The following is a 17,194-nucleotide window of genomic DNA, read 5'->3' as shown; positions in this document are numbered from 1 at the left end:
GTACCTCCCCGGGTCACTGGCCCGGTACGAACGTGACCGGCAGCCGTGCGGGTGCCTTGCCGGTCGGGGCGACCTGCTGGGTCTTGAGCGCGAACTCCATGACCTTCTTGTAGATGGGTCCGCAGATCTGGCCGCCGAAGTAGCTGCCCTTGGTCGGGTTCTGGATGGCGCAGTAGACCGTGATCTGCGGGTCGTCGGCGGGCGCGAAGCCCGCGAAGGAGGCGGTGTAGCCCTTGTAGCGGCCCAGTTCCGGGTCGACCCTGTTGGCCGTTCCGGTCTTGCCGGCGACGCGGTAGCCGGGGATCTGGGCCTTGGTTCCGGTGCCCTCCACGTCGCCGACGACGGACTCCAGCATCGTGGCGAGGGTCCTGGCGGTCTTCTCGCTGACCACGCGGGTTCTCTCGGGCTCGGGGGCCGGGGTGAAGCGACCGTCGGGGCCTTTGGTGCCGCGGACCAGCGTGGGCTCGATGCGTACGCCCCCGTTGGCGATGGTCGAGTAGACCGATGCGGCCTGCATGGCGTTGAGGGACAGGCCCTGGCCGAACGGGATCGTGTACTGCTGCGAGGTGGACCAGTCCGTGGGGTCGGCGAGAATGCCGGGCGACTCGCCGGGGTAGCCGAGCCCGGTCGGGCTGCCGAGGCCGAACTTCCGCAGATAGGAGTGGAGGACCTTGTTGGCCTCCGTCTGGGTCCTGCCGAGCTGCCCGGTCGCCAGGATCGTGCCGATGTTGCTCGACTTGGCGAGGACGCCGTTGAGCGTCAGGTACCAGGTGGGGTGGTCGATGTCGTCCTTGAAGAGCCGGTCACCGCGGTGCAGCCGGTTGGGGACGGTGACATGGGTGCCGGGGACGGCGGCCCGCTCCTCCAGGACCGCGGCCATGGACATGACCTTGCTGGTGGAGCCCGGTTCGTAGACGTCCTGGAGGGCGGCATTGCCCATGGCAGCGGCATTGGCCTGGGAGATGTCGTTGGGGTCGAAGCCGGGGGCGTTGGCCATGGCGAGGACCTCACCGGTCCTGGCGTTCTGGACGATGACATAACCGCGGTCGGCGCGGGACTTCGCGACCTGGTCGGCGATCGCCCGCTGGGCGGCCCACTGGATGTCGCGGTCGATGGTCAGCTCGACGTCGGAGCCCGGGACGGCAGGCTGCTCACGGGCCCCGGCGGTGGGGACGCGGTGGCCGCCTGACTGGGCGTAGGTGATCTGGCCGTCCTTGCCCGCGAGGTCCTTGTCGAGCATGGACTCGAGCCCTCCGGCGCCGCGGCCGTCGGCGTTGACGAAGCCCAGTATCCCGGCGGCGAGGTCTCCGTTGGGGTAGACGCGCTTGCTGCTGGTCTCCTGGAAGACGCCGGCGAGCACGTTGGCTCCGGGGCCGCCCGTCGCCTTGTCGGCCCTCGCCTTCTCGGCGAAGACGCTCTTGAGGTCCTTGATCTGGTTCCAGACCTGCGGGGTCTGGCGACGGGCCAGGACGGTGTAGCGGGACTTGGGGGTCTTCAGCCTGTTCGCCAGCTCCGACGCGTTCTTGCCGAGGATCGGCGCGAGGAGCGCAGCGGCCTGCTCGGGCGCGTCCGGTGTCCTGCTCTCCTCGGGCGTGAACATCTTCGGGTCGGCCGTGATGTCGTACGCGTCGACGCTGGTCGCGAGCGCGATACCGGACCGGTCGGTGATCTCGCCCCGCTCCGCGGCCAGCTTGTGGCTCATGTAGCGGTTCTTCTCGGCCATGGCGGCGTACGTGCTCGCGTCGACGGCCTGCACCTGGAGAAGGCGGACGACGAAGGCCAGCATGGTGAGGCCGAGGGCGAGACTGACGAGCCGCAGCCGCGGGCGGGGGTTGCCGAGGCGGATCCGGTGGGGTCCCGCGGCGGAGCGGGGCCGGCGCGGCGCGGGGCGCGGGCGGCTCGTGGAGCCTGCGGGGCGCGCGGGGCCGGGCACCCGGCGGCGCGGAGGTTCCTGGGAGGGCACTGCGTCACCTGCCGGAGGTCGTGGAGGGCTGCTTCGGCGTCACGGACGTGGTGGATGGCGTGGGAGTGGGGGTGGTGGGCGAGGGGGTGGTGGGCGTGGCGGATGGCGTGGACGCCGCGGGCCCGGCGTTGCCCGCCGTCCCGGCCGGGTCGGGGGTGGCTGGCGGCGGGGTGTACGGGGCTGCGGTGCTCTTCCCGGGCACTCCCCGGACCGTGCCGTCCGGGCCGAGGAACGCCGGGTTGCCGCCGGGCACCATGCCGAGCTCGCGGGCCCGCTGCTCCAGCGCGTCGGGGGCGAAGTGGCTGTCCACGTCCCGCTGGAGCTCCTGCTCCTGGTCGGTGAGTTCGGTGGTCTTCTTCTTCAGCTCGCTCAGCTTGAAGGAGCCCTCGTTGAGGGACGAGTTGAGCAGCAGCAGGGTGATCAGGCCGCCGCCCAGCAAGAGGACGACGAGCAGGACGAACGGGGTGCGGGCGGCGGTGCTGGGCCCGGACGGCATCAGCCGCGCGAGCCGCGCGGCGCGCCCCTTGAGCTCTCCTGCGGCCGTCTTCACCACATGCCCTCCCTCACCCGGCTGCCGGCGCCGCCACGACCGCCGGCCTCGATGCGCCCGTCCTTGACGCCGCGGTTCGCGACGAATCCGGCGCCGATGCGGCCGTCACTGCTCGGCCCCCGTCACTGCTCGTCCTCGCGGATCCGCTGGGCGCCGCGCAGGCGTGCGGGCGCCGCCCGACGGTTCTCCGCGACCTCCTCCTCCGTGGGGAGCTCGGCGCCGCGGGTGAGCAGCTTGAGCCGCGGCTGGTAGCGCTCGGGCACGACGGGCAGCCCGGGCGGCGCCGTGCTGGCGGCGCCCGCCGCGAAAACCTGCTTGACCAGGCGGTCCTCGAGCGAGTGGTACGAGAGGACCGCGATCCGGCCGCCGACGGCGAGGGCCTTGACCGCGGCCGGGACGGCCCGTTCCAGGACCGTCAGCTCGCCGTTGACCTCGATGCGCAGGGCCTGGAAGGTGCGCTTCGCGGGGTTGCCGCCGGTGCGCTTGGCAGCCTGCGGCAGGGCGTCGCGGATCAGCTCGACGAGCCGGGCGCTGTTGGTGAAGGGCTCCTTCTCGCGCTCCCGGACGATCGCCGACACGATCCGCTTGGCCTGCTTCTCCTCGCCGTACGCGCGCAGGACCCGCACCAGCTCACCGGCGGGGTAGGTGTTCAGGACCTCCGCCGCGCTGATTCCCGTCGTCTGGTCCATGCGCATGTCGAGCGGGGCGTCCTGGGCGTAGGCGAAGCCGCGGTCGGCCTCGTCGAGCTGCATGGACGAGACGCCGAGGTCGAAGAGGATGCCCTGGACGCCGGTGATGCCGAGGCGCTGGAGGACGTCCGGCAGCTCGTCGTAGACGGCGTGCACGAGGGTGGCACGGTCCCCGAAACGGGCGAGCCGCTCGCCGGACAGCCGCAGCGCCTCCTTGTCGCGGTCGAGCGCGACAAGGCGTACCTCGGGGAACCGGGTGAGCAGGGCCTCGCTGTGCCCGCCGAGGCCGAGGGTGCAGTCGACGACGACGGCCCCGGGCCGCTCCAGGGCGGGTGCCAGCAGATCCAGGCACCGCTGGAGCATCACCGGGACGTGTCGCTGGCTCAATGCGCCCTCTCAGGTCCGACGCGCGCGGGGGCCGGGGCGTACGTATGCCGCTGCCGCACACGCGGGAAAATCATGGAAATGTGCAGGAAGTGTCTGTGAACTTCGCGTCACTCTAGTCCACTGACCGGGCCGGTCAATCAACCGGCTGGCGCGTCGCACGGGCCGTCCGCTCCACGGTCACAATCAGAACATCTCACCCATATGGACCCGATCCGCTCACGCCTGTGGGTTACCTCACAACAAGCCTCATTGACGTTCTTTGTCCGCTCTCACAGCGAGACCGCGAACGCTGTGGCCATTACCGTCATAGACATGTCGACCTCCGCGCACCTCCCCGCAGACACCGGCCTCGCGAGCGGCACGGTCACCGACCGGCTCGTCGAAGCGAACGCGCGCTACGCCGCCGGGTTCGCCGACCCCGGTATGGACGCGCGGCCCGTGCTGCGTGTCGCCGTGGTGGCGTGCATGGACGCCCGGCTCGATCTGCACGCTGCGCTCGGCCTGGAGCTGGGCGACTGCCACACCATCCGCAACGCCGGCGGTGTGGTGACGGACGATGTGATCCGCTCGCTCACGATCAGCCAGCGCGCGCTCGGGACCCGTAGCGTGATACTCATCCACCACACCGGCTGTGGTCTGGAGAGTCTGACCGAGGACTTCCGCCACGAACTGGAGGACGAGGTGGGGCAGCGGCCGGCCTGGGCCGTGGAGGCCTTCCGCGATGTCGACCAGGACGTGCGGCAGTCCATGCAGCGGGTGCGCACCTCGCCGTTCCTGCTGCACACCGACGACGTCCGTGGCTTCGTCTTCGACGTCACGAGCGGTCTGCTGCGGGAGATCGACCCCGCTGCGTGAGCGGCGAAAATGACCAACCGCTGACATATCGAGCCCAGTTGTCCACAGGCGAGTGACACGAAGCGGTAACGGCAACAAGAATGCGGGTGTGGCACCTCTGCGGAACCGACCGGAGGGGGTGTCCGTGTTTTGGGGTGGGCCGTGCCGTAAGCAGCGCATCGGCCCATGGAACGGGCCGAGGAGGGCCGGGTGACGACCTATGACGATCGAGCGAGCCTCACAGATCTGACCGCGACAGCGGAGCGTGTCCGCAGGTCGGTCGAGGGTGTGATCGAGGGCAAGCCTGAGGTCGTACGGCTTTCGCTGACCGTGCTGCTCGCCGAGGGACATCTGCTCATCGAGGATGTGCCGGGCGTGGGCAAGACGATGCTGGCCAAGGCGCTGGCGCGGTCCATCGACTGTTCGGTGCGGCGCATCCAGTTCACGCCGGACCTGCTGCCGTCGGACATCACGGGTGTGTCGATCTACGACCAGCAGCGGCGGGACTTCGAGTTCAAGCCGGGCGCGATCTTCGCGCAGATAGTGATCGGCGACGAGATCAACCGCGCGTCGCCGAAAACCCAGTCCGCACTGCTGGAGTCGATGGAGGAGCGCCAGGTCACCATCGACGGGCAGACCTACGAGCTGCCGAGCCCCTTCATGGTGGTGGCCACGCAGAACCCCGTGGAGATGGAGGGCACGTATCCGCTGCCCGAGGCGCAGCGGGACCGCTTCATGGCCCGGGTGTCGATGGGGTATCCGACTCCCGAGGCCGAGCTGCAGATGCTCGACGTGCACGGCGGGGTCTCGCCGCTCGACGATCTTCAGCCCGTGGCGCACGCCCACGACATCGTGAAGCTGGTCGAGGCGGTGCGCACCGTCCATGTCGCCGACTCCGTGCGGCGGTACGCGGTGGAGCTGGTCGCCGCGACCCGTAGCCACACGGACCTCAGACTGGGCGCTTCACCGCGCGCCACGCTGCACCTGGTGCGCGCCGCGAAGGCCTCGGCGGCGCTCTCCGGCCGGGACTACGCCCTGCCGGACGACGTGCAGTCGCTCGCCGTGCCCGTGCTGGCGCACCGGCTGCTGCCGACCGCGCAGGCACAGCTGAACCGCCGCACGGCCGAGCAGGTCGTGCTGGAGATCCTCCAGCGCATTCCCGTGCCCACCTCGGGCAACGACACCGGGTACGGCGGCGGCGCCCGGCACCTGTCCGGCGGCCCGGTCTACGGCCAGCAGCGGCCCGGCATCCGGCGGCTGTGATGGCGGCCGGGAGCCCTGCCGCCGGCAACGAGGACACAGGCGGACTCCGGGCGGCTCTCGGCGGGCTGACCACACGGGGCCGCTCCTTTCTGGCGGCCGGCATGGCAGCGGCGGTGTGCGCATATGTGCTGGGGCAGGGCGATCTGCTCCGGGTCGGGCTGCTGCTCGCCGCGCTGCCGCTGCTCTGCGTGGCCGTGCTCTATCGCACGCGCTACCGGGTCGCGGGCAGCAGGAGGCTGTCCCCGTCCCGGGCACCCGCCGGCTCCGAGGCCCGCGTGCATCTGCGGATGGACAACGTGTCGCGGATGCACACCGGCCTGTTGATGCTCCAGGACCATGTGCCGTACGTGCTGGGGCCGCGTCCCAGGTTCGTGCTCGACCGGGTGGAGCCCGGCGGCCGGCGCGAGGTGTCCTACCGGGTCAGATCGGATCTGCGCGGGCGCTATCCGCTCGGCCCGCTGCAGCTGCGTCTGAGCGACCCGTTCGGGATGTGCGAGCTGACCCGCTCCTTCAGCGCGTACGACACGCTCACGGTCGTCCCGCGGACCGTGCCGCTGCCGCCGGTGCGGCTGGCGGGCGAGGCCACCGGGTACGGCGACGGGCGGCAGCGCTCGCTGGCGCTGGCCGGCGAGGACGACGTCATTCCGCGTGAGTACCGGCACGGCGACGATCTGCGCCGGGTGCACTGGCGCTCCACCGCGCGCTACGGCGAGCTGATGGTGCGCCGCGAGGAGCAGCCCCAGCGGGCCAGGTGCACCGTTCTGCTGGACACCCGCCGCATCGCCTACCAGGGCGCGGGTCCCGACTCGGCCTTCGAGTGGGCGGTGTCGGCGGCTGCCTCGGTGCTGGTGCACATGCTGGAGCGGGGCTTCGCCGTACGGCTGCTGACGGACACCGGGAATTCGGTGCCCTCGGCGGGCGCGGAGGGCTTCGCCGGGTCGACGCAGGATTCCGCGGACTCCGCGGGGCTGATGATGGACACCCTCGCGGTCGTGGACCACTCGGACGGTGCGGGTCTGTCACGCGCCTTCGACGTGCTGCGCGGTGGGAACGAGGGGCTGCTGATCGCCTTCGTCGGTGATCTCGACGAGGAGCAGGCCGCGGTGGCGGCCCGGATGCGTCAGCGCAGCGGCGCCGCCGTGGCCTTCGTCCTGGACAGCGGCCAGTGGGTGACGAGCGGCGCGGTGGCGGGCGCGGTCGACGAGCGGCTGCGGGGGCTGCGCGAGGCCGGGTGGACGGCGGTGGCCGTGGCGCCCGGGGCTTCCCTGCCGGAGCTGTGGCGGCAGGCCTCGCGGGAGCGGAGCCACTCCACTGCCGCGGGCGGTACGGACGGTCTTTCTGGGGGATGGTCATGAGCGGACGCGGAAGGCTGGCCCTGTGCGCCTTCGCCGCCACGCTGATGGCGGCGGGCGCGCTGCTGCCGCTGGTGGATCCGGTGACCTGGATCTTGCAGGCCGGATTCCTGGTGGCGGTGCAGAGCGGGGTCGGCGCGCTGGCCCGGCGGGTGCCGCTGGCCAGGCCGCTGACGGTGGCCGTGCAGGCCCTCGTCGCTCTGCTGATGCTGACGCTGCTCTTCGCCCGGGAGGAGGCCCTGATCGGCCTGCTGCCGGGCCCGGACGCGTTCGTACGCTTCGGTGAGCTGCTGTCCTCGGGCGGCGAGGACGTCGGCCGGTACGCGATACCGGCACCGGCCACGGACGGCATCCGGCTGATGCTGGTCGGCGGGGTGCTGCTGATCGGCCTGGCGGTGGACGCGCTCGCGGTGACGTACCGCAGCGCGGCCCCGGCGGGCCTGCCGCTGCTCGCGCTGTACTCGGTGGCAGCGGGGCTCTCCGGCGGCGGTGCGAGCTGGCTCTGGTTCCTGCTGGCGGCGACCGGCTACCTGTTGCTTCTACTGGCGGAGGGCCGGGACCGGCTCTCGCAGTGGGGCCGCGTGTTCGGCGGGGCGCCGCGTACGACGAGCCGGGCCGCGGGCGGGTTCGAGGCGGGTGGGAGCTCCGCTCAGGCCCCGGCGCGCGCCGGCAGGCGCATCGGTGTGCTCGCCCTGGGCATCGCCCTGGCCGTCCCCGCGGCGCTGCCGGCACTGGACGGCGGGCTGCTCGGCGGCCCGGGCAACGGTCCGGGCGGGGGCGCGGGCGGCGGCGGCACGATCGACGCGGTGAACCCCGTGGTGACGCTGCAGGACACGCTCAATCAACCCGAGGCGCGTGAGTGGCTGAAGTACAAGACCAACGCGGACGACACGAGCGACATGTATCTGCGGATCATGGCGCTGGACCAGTTCGACGGCGGTTCCTGGAAGTTCTCGGTGCGTCCGGTCACCGGCATCCCGGATGAGCTCCCCCGGCCCGACGGTCTGGGCGACGGGATCGGCACGACCGAGGTCAGGACGAACATCTCGGCCGCCGGCTCGTACCGGCAGGGCTGGCTGCCGATGCCGTACCCGGCGACGAGGCTGGACATCGAGGGCAGATGGCGCTTCGACCCGGCCCGGCGGACGGTGATCGGTGACGGCCGCCAGACCACGAGCGGTGTGCAGTACTCGGTCACCAGCCTCCAGGTGAACCCGACCCGCGAGCAGCTCGCCCAGGCGCCCAAGGCTCCTGCTTCGCTGCTGAAGGAGTACACGCGCGTGCCGGATTCGCTCCCGGCCGATGTCCGGGCCGCGGCGGCCCAGGTGACGAAGGGCGCGGCGAACGACTACGAGCGGGCGGTCAAGCTCCAGGACTGGTTCGCTGTGAGGGGCGGCTTCACGTACAGCACCCAGGTGGAGTCGGGCGGGGGTGTGGAGGGCATCTCCCGGTTCCTGAAGGCCAAGGAGGGCTTCTGCGTCCACTTCTCGTTCTCGATGGCCGCGATGGCCAGGACGCTGGGGATTCCGGCGCGCGTCGCCGTGGGCTTCACCCCCGGTGCACCGGTGGCGGGCGGGGCGATGTCGGTGAGCAACCGTGATGCGCACGCGTGGCCCGAGCTGTACTTCGAGGGCGCCGGGTGGACCCGGTTCGAGCCGACGCCGACCCGGGGCAGTGCTCCGGACTACACGCAGGCGCAGGCGCCGTCCGGCGCGCCGACCGGCGCGGTGCAGCCCGACGCGAGCGCTTCGGCCGAGGCACCGGCCGCCCCGTCTCGCTCTTCCACCTGCTCGCCGCAGGAGCAGGCGCTCGGGGAGTGCGGGGCCGATGCCCCGCAGGACGTGCTGCAGACCGCGGACCAGGGTCCGTCGTTCGGGACGATCCTGCTGTGGACGCTCACGGGCCTCGGCCTGCTGCTCGTCCCGCTGCTGCCGATGCTGTTGAGGCTGCGGGTACGGACAAGGCGGCTGAGCTCGGACGCGCATGTGCGCGGCAAGGGGGCGTCCGCGCGGGAGAAGGCGGCCGCCGGCCGGGGCGGGGCCGCCCCTGACGGTGGGCTCGTGGAGGGCGGCGGCGCGTGGGCGCCCGCCGACGCCGGCGGGTACGCGCCGGGCGAGGCGTCCGCGCGCACGCTGGCCGCGTGGTACGAGATCTCCGATTCGGCCTGGGATCACGGCATCCCACCGGACGAGTCGCAGACGCCGCGCAAGGCCGCGGCCCGGATCGTGCGGCTCGGGCGGCTGGAGGGTGCTCCCGCCGACTCGGTGCACCGGGTGGCCCAGGCACTGGAGCAGGTGCTGTACGCGCCGGAGCCACGGCCCGGCGCGGGGCTCGCCGAGGACGCACGAAGGGTCCGAGCGGGCCTGTCCGCGCAGGCGAGCCGGGGCACGCGGCTGCGGGCGCTGCTGTTGCCGCCCTCGTCCGTGCGGGTCGTGTGGGCGCTCGCGGCGCGGTGGAACGCCACCACGGACCGCTGGGCCACCGCTCGCGACCGGGCGGTGGCCCTGGTGGCGGCGCAGCTGCGCAGGCTGTCGCGGCAGCGCGGTCAGGGATGACGGAGCGGGCCGGTGCCGGGCCGCCGTACACGCGGCCCGGCACCGGTCCACCGGCACACTTCTTCGGCACACGCGCCGGCGATTACGCCGAACGGGTGATTTTCCTCGAACAGAGGGCGAGCGACGGCCGATCAAACAGGTGAGGGGTGACCGCTGAAACGCGGTCACCCCTCACCTGTATGTGCCTGCCGCGCGGCACGCTTTCGCGCCCGCTCGGCGAAGATCGGAGACGTTCAGTACGTCCGGAGGCTCACTGGCCACCCTGCTCGTCGCGGCGGCGCTGCCACCGCTGTTCGATCCGGTCCATCATCGACCGGCGCTGTTTGGGCTGTCGGCGCGCGGTCTGAGCCCCGGGAGCCTGCTCACCCGGTTTGGGGGCCTTGCGCCACCCGGTGACCGCGAGGACCGCACAACCGAGCATGACGAGAAAGCCCACCACGCTGATCCAGATCACCGTGGTGACCATTCCGGCCATGAGGAGCGCGATACCCACCAGGAAGCCCGCGACCGCCTGGTAGACCCGTCGCCGGGTGTACGTACGCAGCCCGCTTCCCTCGAGCGCTGTCGCGAACTTGGGATCTTCGGCGTACAGCGCTCGCTCCATCTGCTCGAGCATTCGCTGCTCGTGCTCCGAGAGCGGCACGGAGTCCTCCTAGTCGTCGGTCGCTGGGGGCGACCGGTATGCGGCCCTTTCAGGATAGGCAGGGAATCGCCCCCGTGAAACCCGCCCTCTGCGCCCATTCGCTGTTCGGGGCCGCCATGCCGGCTCGACTGCTGAAGCGTTGATTCCCCAACCGCCGATCCGTCATGCCGGATGATGTCCCCCGATCATACGGGGCGAACGCCCCGTTCGGGTGGCCTGCGGCGTACTCCGTTTGCGGCTGCGCCCCTGATCAGCGACGGGGTCAGCCGCGCTTCTCGCCCAGAACGTGGAGCTGGGTCGCGACCGAGTGGAACGAGGGCAGCTCGGCGGCGGCCGCCTCCAACTTGAGGAGAGCGTCCAGCGCACCCGGTTCGGTGTCCACGAGGACGCCCGGGACCAGGTCGGCGAAGACCCGCACACCGTGCACGGAACCGACCTCCATGCCCGCCGCCTCGACGAGCTCGGTGAGCTGCTCGGCCGTGAAGCGACGCGGCACTGGGTCGCCCGCGCCCCAGCGGCCGGCCGGGTCGTCGAGCGCATGACGGGCCTCGGTGAAGTGCCCGGCCAGGGCCCTGGCGAGCACGGCACCGCCGAGCCCCGCGGCGAGCAGGCTGAGCGATCCGCCGGTGCGCAGCGCCTCCGCGGCGTTCCGCACACCCTCGGCGGGGTCGTCGACGTACTCCAGCACGCCGTGGCAGAGCACGATGTCGAAGGCGTCGCGCCCGACCACGTCGAAGAGGCCGTGGACATCGCCCTGGACGCCGCTCACCCGGTCCGCGACGCCGGCCTCCGCGGCCCGGCGCTCCAGCGCGAACAGGGCGTTGGGACTGGGGTCGACCACGGTGACGCGATGGCCCAGGCGGGCGGCGGGCACCGCGAAGTTGCCCGAGCCGCCGCCGGTGTCGAGGACGTCCAGGGCGTCCCGGCCGGTCGCCTTGAGCCGGCGGTCGAGGGTTTCCCGCAGGACGTCCCAGACCACGGCGGTACGGAGGGAGGCCCGGGAGGGGGTCCCCCCGGGGCGAGGCCCTCGGGGGAGCGTCTGGTCCGGCACGGCAGTTGACTCCTCGGCGCGGTGCCGCCCCGGTGGCGGGGCGTGAACGGTGCAAGCTCGCTCCACCCTATTGCCTCGGCCCGGCCTCCCGGTCATCCCACGGCGCCTCCCGCCCCCGGCTGCTCCCGCCCGGACCCGGGGCCGGGCTGGGGACCCGTCCGCAGCCGGGGCTCCGGGCCGGACTCCGACCCTGGCCGGGGCCTGGGCTGGGGCAGCACCGGCTGGAGCACGAGCATCCGCTCGACCAGGCGCAGGAACATGGCCGCGTCGCGCAGCAGATCGTCTGCGTCGCGGCTGGTGGCGGCCCCCCGGATGCCCGCCTCCGCGCGCGCCCTGCGCCGGGCGCCTGAGGCGAAGAGCGCGCTCCACTCCGTGAGCTCGGGAGCTATCTCGGGAAGCACTTCCCAGGCGGACCTTATGCGGGCCCGGCGGCGGGGACTGGTCTCGGGACGGCCACGGACGGCGAGAACGGCCGCCGCGGTGCGCAGCGCGGCGAGATGGGCGGTGGCATACCGCTCGTTGGGCGTGTCCAGGGTGGCGGCCTCATCGAGGCCGGCACGGGCCTGGGCGAGCAGGTCGAGGGCTGCGGGCGGGGCCGATGACCGCCGGAGCACGGGGTGGACATCGCTCGCGGGACCGCCCTGCGAGGAACCGGGCAGTGAGGGTGCAGGGCCGCCTGCGCGGAGCCGGCGTGCGGCAGCGGCGTACGAGCTGGCCATGACGAACCTCCTGTCGTCGTGTGACGGCGCTGTGGCCGTATGTGTCCATCGTGGGGGGCGCCACTGACAATCGGCTCTGACCTGCTCATTCGCCCGTGGAGGTGGGATGTGTGACGGACGGCTAAGGTGAGGTCAGGAGTCCGCGGGAACCACCGGAGTCCACGGGAACACCCGGAGCGGTCATGCGTGAACATCGCGCCGACCCGCCGCCCGACAGTGCGCAGCAACTCCTGACCACCCTCGGGCGTCTCGTCGACCAGGCCCTGGAGCGGATCCGGCTCCAGCGGGCCCGGGTGGAGCTGGCCATGGCCCTGCAACGCCACATGCTCCCGCCCGAACTGCCGCATCTCCCCGGCGTGCATGTCGCGGCGCGGTACGCGCCCGCCCGGGACGGGCTGGACGTCGGCGGTGACTGGTACGACGCCTTCCTGATGGCGGACGGATCGCTCGGGCTCGCGATCGGTGACGTACAGGGACACGACGTGGAGGCCGTCGCCTTCATGGGTCAGGTCCGCACCAGCCTGCGGGCGCTCGCCGAGACGACGAGCGACACCGGCCAGGTGCTGAGCCGTGCCAACGAGCTGCTGATATCCATGGGCTTCGGCCTCTTCGCGACCTGCTGTCTCCTGCGTTACGACTCGGTCGGCCGCGATCTCACCGTGTCCCGGGCCGGCCATGTGCCGATGATCTGGGCGACGGCCGACGGGTTCTCGGGCGTCGCCCTCGACCCGGGCGGCCCGCCGCTGGGCATCATGCGGGGCGAGCGCTATCCGGTCACCCGCCGACGACTGACGGAGGCCGGGGTCCTGGTCCTTCTTACCGACGGGGTCGTCGAGGGACCGGAGTACCCGATGGAAGCAGGTCTGGCCGAGGTGCTCCGTCTGGTACGCGCGGGATTCGACGCCGACCCCGACGTGCTGGCCTCCGCCGTCATCAAGGTGGCCGATCTGACCGGTCACCGCGACGATGCCGCCGTGCTCGTCAGCCGCTACGACGGGCCCCCTGCCGCCGGACCCGCCTGACACCTGCGACCTGCCCGACGCACGGCCTGCCCGCCGTACGACGCACCCCGTGTCGCCGCCCGGCGATTCACTCCTGCTCACCGACCGCCGGCCGCCGCACGGCCCCCCAACGGCCCATTCACCGCTGACTCGCCGCTGACTCGCCGCGCTGCCGTCGGCGGCGCACACTGCTGTCGTGCGCGACGAGGAGATCCGGGGTCACGGCTTCGCGGCGCTGCGGATCCTCGGTGTCGCCGCCGTCTACTACGGGTCAGCCGAGCTGGGCCTGCTCCAGCAGCTGGTGGGTGGCCAGGTCACGCCGTTGTGGCCGCCCACCGGAGTGGCCGTGGCCGCTTTGGTGGTGTTCGGGCTGCGGATCTGGCCGGGGATCGCGCTCGGCGCCTTCCTGGTCAATGTGTTCATCGGCCCGTCGCTCCCGGCCGTCCTGGGCATCGCGGCGGGGAACACGATCGCTCCGGTCTGCGCGTATCTGATGCTTGGCCGGGCGGAGTTCCGCCCCGAGCTGGACCGGCTGCGCGACGGCCTGCTCCTGGTCTTCCTCGGCGCACTGGCCGGGATGCTGATCAGCTCGACCATCGGCACCGGTGTGCTGGTGCTCGCCGGGGCGGTGGGCGCGGGCGAGTTCTGGCCGACATGGTCGGTGTGGTGGACGGGTGACGCGATGGGTGTCCTCGTGGTCACCCCGTTCCTGCTCGTCCTCCGAAGGGCCCGCTGGCCCCGGGACGTTTCGCTCCCCCGCTGGGTCGAGGCGGTGGCCCTGACGGTGGCCACGTTCCTCGTGACGATTCTGGCGACGCGTGGCTCCAGTTCGACGCTGCTCTTCCTGGTCTTCCCGCTCCTGATCTGGGCGGCGTTCCGCTTCCAGCTGCCCGGGGCCGCGCCGTGTGCACTGGTGGTGTCCACGCTCACGATCGTCGCCGCGGCCCGGCAGGTCGGCCCGTTCGCCGGCCAGGACCTGTTCTCCAACATGGTCACGCTGCAGGCCTTCAACGGCTGCGCCGCACTGACAGCCCTGCTGCTCGCCGCGGTGATCACCGAGCGGAACGCGACCCACGAGGAGATCAAGCGGGTCTGCGCCCGGCTCGAGGAGATCGTGGCCGACGTCGATCCGCGCGAGCGCGGCGGCTGACGCACCCGTTTGGCACCGGCCACCGGCGCAGGATAGTTTTTGCACTGACCAGTCAGTGTAAAAATGGGGAGGGTGTGCGTGGACAGGACGCACGGGGCGGCCGTCACCGCCGAGGACTTCGGGCTCAAGGGCCCGCGCGGCTGGGCGTTCCGGGGGGTGAACGTCGATGCGGGACCCGGCTCGCTCATCGCGGTCGAGGGGCCCTCCGGCTCGGGCCGCACCTGTCTGCTGCTCGCGCTCACCGGCCGGATGAAGCCCACGGAGGGCCACGCCGAGGTCGCCGGACTACGGCTGCCGCGCAATATGGCGGCCGTACGGCGGGTCAGCGCGCTCGGCCCGGTCCCCGGCGTCAGCGATCTCGACCCTTCGTTCACCGTCGACGAGCACCTGCGCGAGCGGGCCCTGCTCCAGCGACGGTTCGACGGCTCGCTGCGGGCTCTGCTGCGGCCGAGGGGTGAGCGGGCGGCGGCATCGACCCGTAGCCGTGTCGAGGAAGCGCTGGAGACCGCGGGCCTCGACCTCGACTCACTGCCCAAGGCAGGGCGTACGACCGTGAGGGACCTGGAACGACTGGAGGCCCTGCGCCTGTCGGTCGCGCTCGCCCTGATCGGACGCCCACGGCTCCTGGCGCTCGACGACACCGACCTCAAGCTCTCCGACGCGGACCGGGCCCAGGTCTGGGCCCTGCTGCGCGTCGTGGCCGAGCAGGGCACGACCGTACTGGCGGTGTGCAGCGAGGCCCCGGAGGACGCGGTCCTGGTCTCGACGGCGCCCAGCGCCACCACGGACACGGTGGCCGGGAAGGAAGCCGCGCCCGTACCCGCGCCCGTACCCGAGGCCGAGGCCGAGGCCGAGGCCGTCGCCGAGCCCATGACCCAACCCGAGCCCACGCCGGAGCCTGACACCGACACCGACGCCGACAAGACCACGACCGAGGAGGAGCCGGCCGATGCGATCGCCGAGACTGGCCGCGCTTGAGCTGAAGCGCTTCGGCAGGGGGAAGCTGCCGCGCGCCGCTCTCGTCGCGATCCTGCTGCTGCCGCTGCTCTACGGCGCCCTGTACCTGTGGTCGTTCTGGGACCCGTACAGCCGCCTCGACCGGATCCCCGTCGCGCTCGTCAACGACGACAAGGGGGCCACGGCCGCCGGCAAGAAGATCGCCGCCGGTGACGAGATCACCAAGGGCCTGCGCGACAGCGAGGTCTTCGAGTGGCACGAGGTGAGCGCCGAGGACGCCCGCGCGGGCGTCGAGGACGGCACGTACTACCTCTCCCTCACCATGCCCGCCGACTTCAGCAAACGCATCGCGTCGAGTTCCGGCGACTCGCCGGAGACCGGCGCGCTCGAAGTACGGACGAACGACGCGAACAACTACATCGTCGGGCAGATCTCCCGCACGGTCTTCTCCGAGGTACGGGGCGCCGCCTCCAAGGACGCCTCCCGGTCCTTCCTCGACAGGATCTTCATCTCCTTCTCCGACATCCACGACGCCACGGAGAAGGCCGCCGAGGGTGCCGACACGCTCAAGGGCGGCATCGGCAAGGCCAAGAAGGGCTCGAAGGACCTCGCCGACGGCCTCAAGGACGCCAAGGACGGCAGCGGGAAGCTGGCCGGCGGCATCAACCGGCTCGACAAGGCCGCGGGCGACCTCGAGACGGGCGCGGGCAAGGTGGCCTCCGGCACCCAGGAGCTGGCCGACAAGGTCAACGGCATCGCCGCCGACGTCCGTCCGTACCTCAAGGACAACGGCAGGACGATCGGCGACACCGCCCGCTTCGTCGAGGACTCCTCCCGGGCGGCCCGCCACAATCTGGACCTGCTCGTGACGCACGCGCCAGGAGCGGCGACCAAGGCGCGCGAGGCGGCCGACGATCTGGCCGAGATCCACAAGGACCGCTGCGAGGACGCGCTCCTCGCCGACCCGGCGTACTGCCCCACCCTGAAGCGGGCCGTGACCAGCGCCGCCGACGCCGCCGAGATCGCCGAGGACGTCAACACGCTCGTGAAGGACAACAGCGGCGACCTGAAGAAGCTCGACTCGCACCTCAAGACCCTGCAGGAGCAGGCGAAGAAGCTCGCCGACCGCTCCCCGACTCTCGACGACGACGTGGAGAAGGCCGTCGCCGACATCAACCGGCTGAACACCGGCGCCCACAGGGTCGCCAAGGGCGCGGACCGGATCCACACCGGACTGACCAGCGCCAAGACCGGCTCCTCCGACCTCGACTCGGGTGTCGGTCGGCTGGAGACCGGCGCGACGGACCTCGACGGCGGCATGTTCAAGCTGGTCGACGGCTCCGGCGAGCTGGCCGGGGGCCTCAACGAGGGCGTCGGCAAGATCCCCGACTACGACAAGCAGGACCGGGACCGGCGTACGGACGTCATGGCCGACCCCGTCCAACTCGCGTCCCAGTCGCTGCACAAGGCGCCCAACTACGGCACCGGCTTCGCCCCGTACTTCATCCCGCTCTCCCTCTGGGTGGGCGCGATGGTGGCGTACATGCTGATCCAGCCGCTCAACCGGCGTGCCCTCGCCGCCGGTGCCTCCGCGTGGCGGATCGCGCTCGCGGGCTTCCTTCCGGTGGCCGCGATCGGACTGCTCCAGGTCGCCGCTCTGATGTCCGTCCTCCACTGGGGGCTCGGACTCCAGATGGCCCGCGCGGCCGGGACCGTCGGCTTCCTGGCCCTGGTGGTGTGCTGCTTCGCCGCGGTCATCCAGTGGCTCAACGCCCGCTTCGGCGCAGCGGGCCGGATCCTGGTCCTGGCGGTGCTGATGCTCCAGCTGACCTCCGCTGGCGGCACCTATCCCGTGCAGACCAGCCCCGGGTTCTTCAACGCCATCCACCCCTTCCTGCCGATGACGTACGTCGTCGAGGCGCTGCGCCGGCTGATCACGGGCGGTGGCATCGGCCCGGTCTGGCAGGGAACGGCGGTCCTGCTCGCCTTCACCGCGGGGGCGCTCGCGCTGACCGCCGTGTCCGCGCGGCGCAAGCAGGTGTGGACGTTCGACCGTCTCCACCCGGAGCTGAGCCTGTGA

At 72.0% G+C, this 17,194-nt stretch carries 14 protein-coding genes; 8 read left to right on the top strand and 6 right to left on the bottom strand.

The genetic code is table 11. The features are described from left to right. Window positions 1-13: 13 nt before the first annotated feature. From ABT078_RS17055 to rsmH, 3 genes are all read right to left on the bottom strand, one after another. The gene (locus ABT078_RS17055) at window positions 14-1,963 is read right to left on the bottom strand and encodes a peptidoglycan D,D-transpeptidase FtsI family protein (protein ID WP_351228380.1); all 1,950 of its coding nucleotides are present in this window, start codon (window positions 1,961-1,963) and stop codon (window positions 14-16) included. A gap of 4 nt (window positions 1,964-1,967) precedes the next feature. After that, window positions 1,968-2,513: a cell division protein FtsL gene (gene ftsL, locus ABT078_RS17050; RefSeq protein WP_502981234.1), complete on the bottom strand. Its 546-nt coding sequence runs from the start codon at window positions 2,511-2,513 to the stop codon at window positions 1,968-1,970. Between the two features lie 122 nt (window positions 2,514-2,635). After that, the gene (gene rsmH, locus ABT078_RS17045; protein ID WP_351228378.1) at window positions 2,636-3,589 is read right to left on the bottom strand and encodes a 16S rRNA (cytosine(1402)-N(4))-methyltransferase RsmH; all 954 of its coding nucleotides are present in this window, start codon (window positions 3,587-3,589) and stop codon (window positions 2,636-2,638) included. Between the two features lie 312 nt (window positions 3,590-3,901). Between rsmH and ABT078_RS17040 the strand changes: the two genes are divergently transcribed. The 4 genes from ABT078_RS17040 (at window position 3,902) to ABT078_RS17025 (ending at window position 9,593) form a co-directional block, all read left to right on the top strand. Further along, window positions 3,902-4,444 (top strand): beta-class carbonic anhydrase, encoded by a 543-nt coding sequence (locus ABT078_RS17040; RefSeq protein WP_351228376.1) that lies wholly within the window; start codon window positions 3,902-3,904, stop codon window positions 4,442-4,444. A gap of 189 nt (window positions 4,445-4,633) precedes the next feature. Then, the gene (locus ABT078_RS17035) at window positions 4,634-5,686 is read left to right on the top strand and encodes an AAA family ATPase (RefSeq protein WP_351228374.1); all 1,053 of its coding nucleotides are present in this window, start codon (window positions 4,634-4,636) and stop codon (window positions 5,684-5,686) included. Then, window positions 5,686-7,041, top strand: coding sequence for a DUF58 domain-containing protein (locus tag ABT078_RS17030; protein ID WP_351228372.1), 1,356 nt, complete (start codon window positions 5,686-5,688; stop codon window positions 7,039-7,041). The genes ABT078_RS17035 and ABT078_RS17030 overlap by 1 nt, the downstream gene beginning before the upstream one ends. After that, window positions 7,038-9,593, top strand: a complete 2,556-nt coding sequence (locus ABT078_RS17025; RefSeq protein ID WP_351228370.1) for a transglutaminase TgpA family protein — start codon at window positions 7,038-7,040, stop codon at window positions 9,591-9,593. The genes ABT078_RS17030 and ABT078_RS17025 overlap by 4 nt, the downstream gene beginning before the upstream one ends. A gap of 250 nt (window positions 9,594-9,843) precedes the next feature. Here the strand turns inward: ABT078_RS17025 and ABT078_RS17020 are convergent, their stop codons facing one another. The 3 genes from ABT078_RS17020 to ABT078_RS17010 form a co-directional block, all read right to left on the bottom strand. Then, a complete protein-coding gene (locus ABT078_RS17020) occupies window positions 9,844-10,236 on the bottom strand; it encodes an SCO2097 family morphological protein (protein ID WP_351228368.1) in 393 nt (130 codons plus the stop codon). A gap of 262 nt (window positions 10,237-10,498) precedes the next feature. Continuing rightward, on the bottom strand, window positions 10,499-11,287 hold the full coding sequence (locus tag ABT078_RS17015; RefSeq protein ID WP_351228366.1) for a methyltransferase: 789 nt from the start codon (window positions 11,285-11,287) through the stop codon (window positions 10,499-10,501). A 92-nt stretch (window positions 11,288-11,379) separates the two neighbouring features. Beyond that, window positions 11,380-12,006 (bottom strand): SAV_6107 family HEPN domain-containing protein, encoded by a 627-nt coding sequence (locus tag ABT078_RS17010; RefSeq protein WP_351228364.1) that lies wholly within the window; start codon window positions 12,004-12,006, stop codon window positions 11,380-11,382. Window positions 12,007-12,188: 182 nt separating this feature from the next. Here ABT078_RS17010 and ABT078_RS17005 point away from each other — a divergent pair, with 182 nt between their 5' ends. The 4 genes from ABT078_RS17005 (at window position 12,189) to ABT078_RS16990 (ending at window position 17,194) form a co-directional block, all read left to right on the top strand. Then, window positions 12,189-13,028 carry a PP2C family protein-serine/threonine phosphatase gene (locus ABT078_RS17005; protein WP_351228362.1) on the top strand — a complete coding sequence of 280 codons (840 nt, stop codon included), beginning with the start codon at window positions 12,189-12,191 and terminating at the stop codon, window positions 13,026-13,028. Window positions 13,029-13,203: 175 nt separating this feature from the next. Continuing rightward, a complete protein-coding gene (locus ABT078_RS17000; RefSeq protein ID WP_351228360.1) occupies window positions 13,204-14,157 on the top strand; it encodes an MASE1 domain-containing protein in 954 nt (317 codons plus the stop codon). 78 nt (window positions 14,158-14,235) lie between these two features. After that, window positions 14,236-15,135 (top strand): ATP-binding cassette domain-containing protein, encoded by a 900-nt coding sequence (locus ABT078_RS16995; protein WP_351228358.1) that lies wholly within the window; start codon window positions 14,236-14,238, stop codon window positions 15,133-15,135. Next, on the top strand, window positions 15,107-17,194 hold the full coding sequence (locus tag ABT078_RS16990; RefSeq protein ID WP_351228356.1) for a YhgE/Pip family protein: 2,088 nt from the start codon (window positions 15,107-15,109) through the stop codon (window positions 17,192-17,194). Before ABT078_RS16995 ends, ABT078_RS16990 begins: the two co-directional genes overlap by 29 nt.

This window comes from Streptomyces sp. NPDC002133 (assembly GCF_040296405.1).
In the GTDB taxonomy this organism is placed as follows: Bacteria; Actinomycetota; Actinomycetes; order Streptomycetales; family Streptomycetaceae; genus Streptomyces.
Note: the sequence above shows the minus strand (reverse complement) of the source record. Positions and strands in the feature narration are given on the sequence as shown.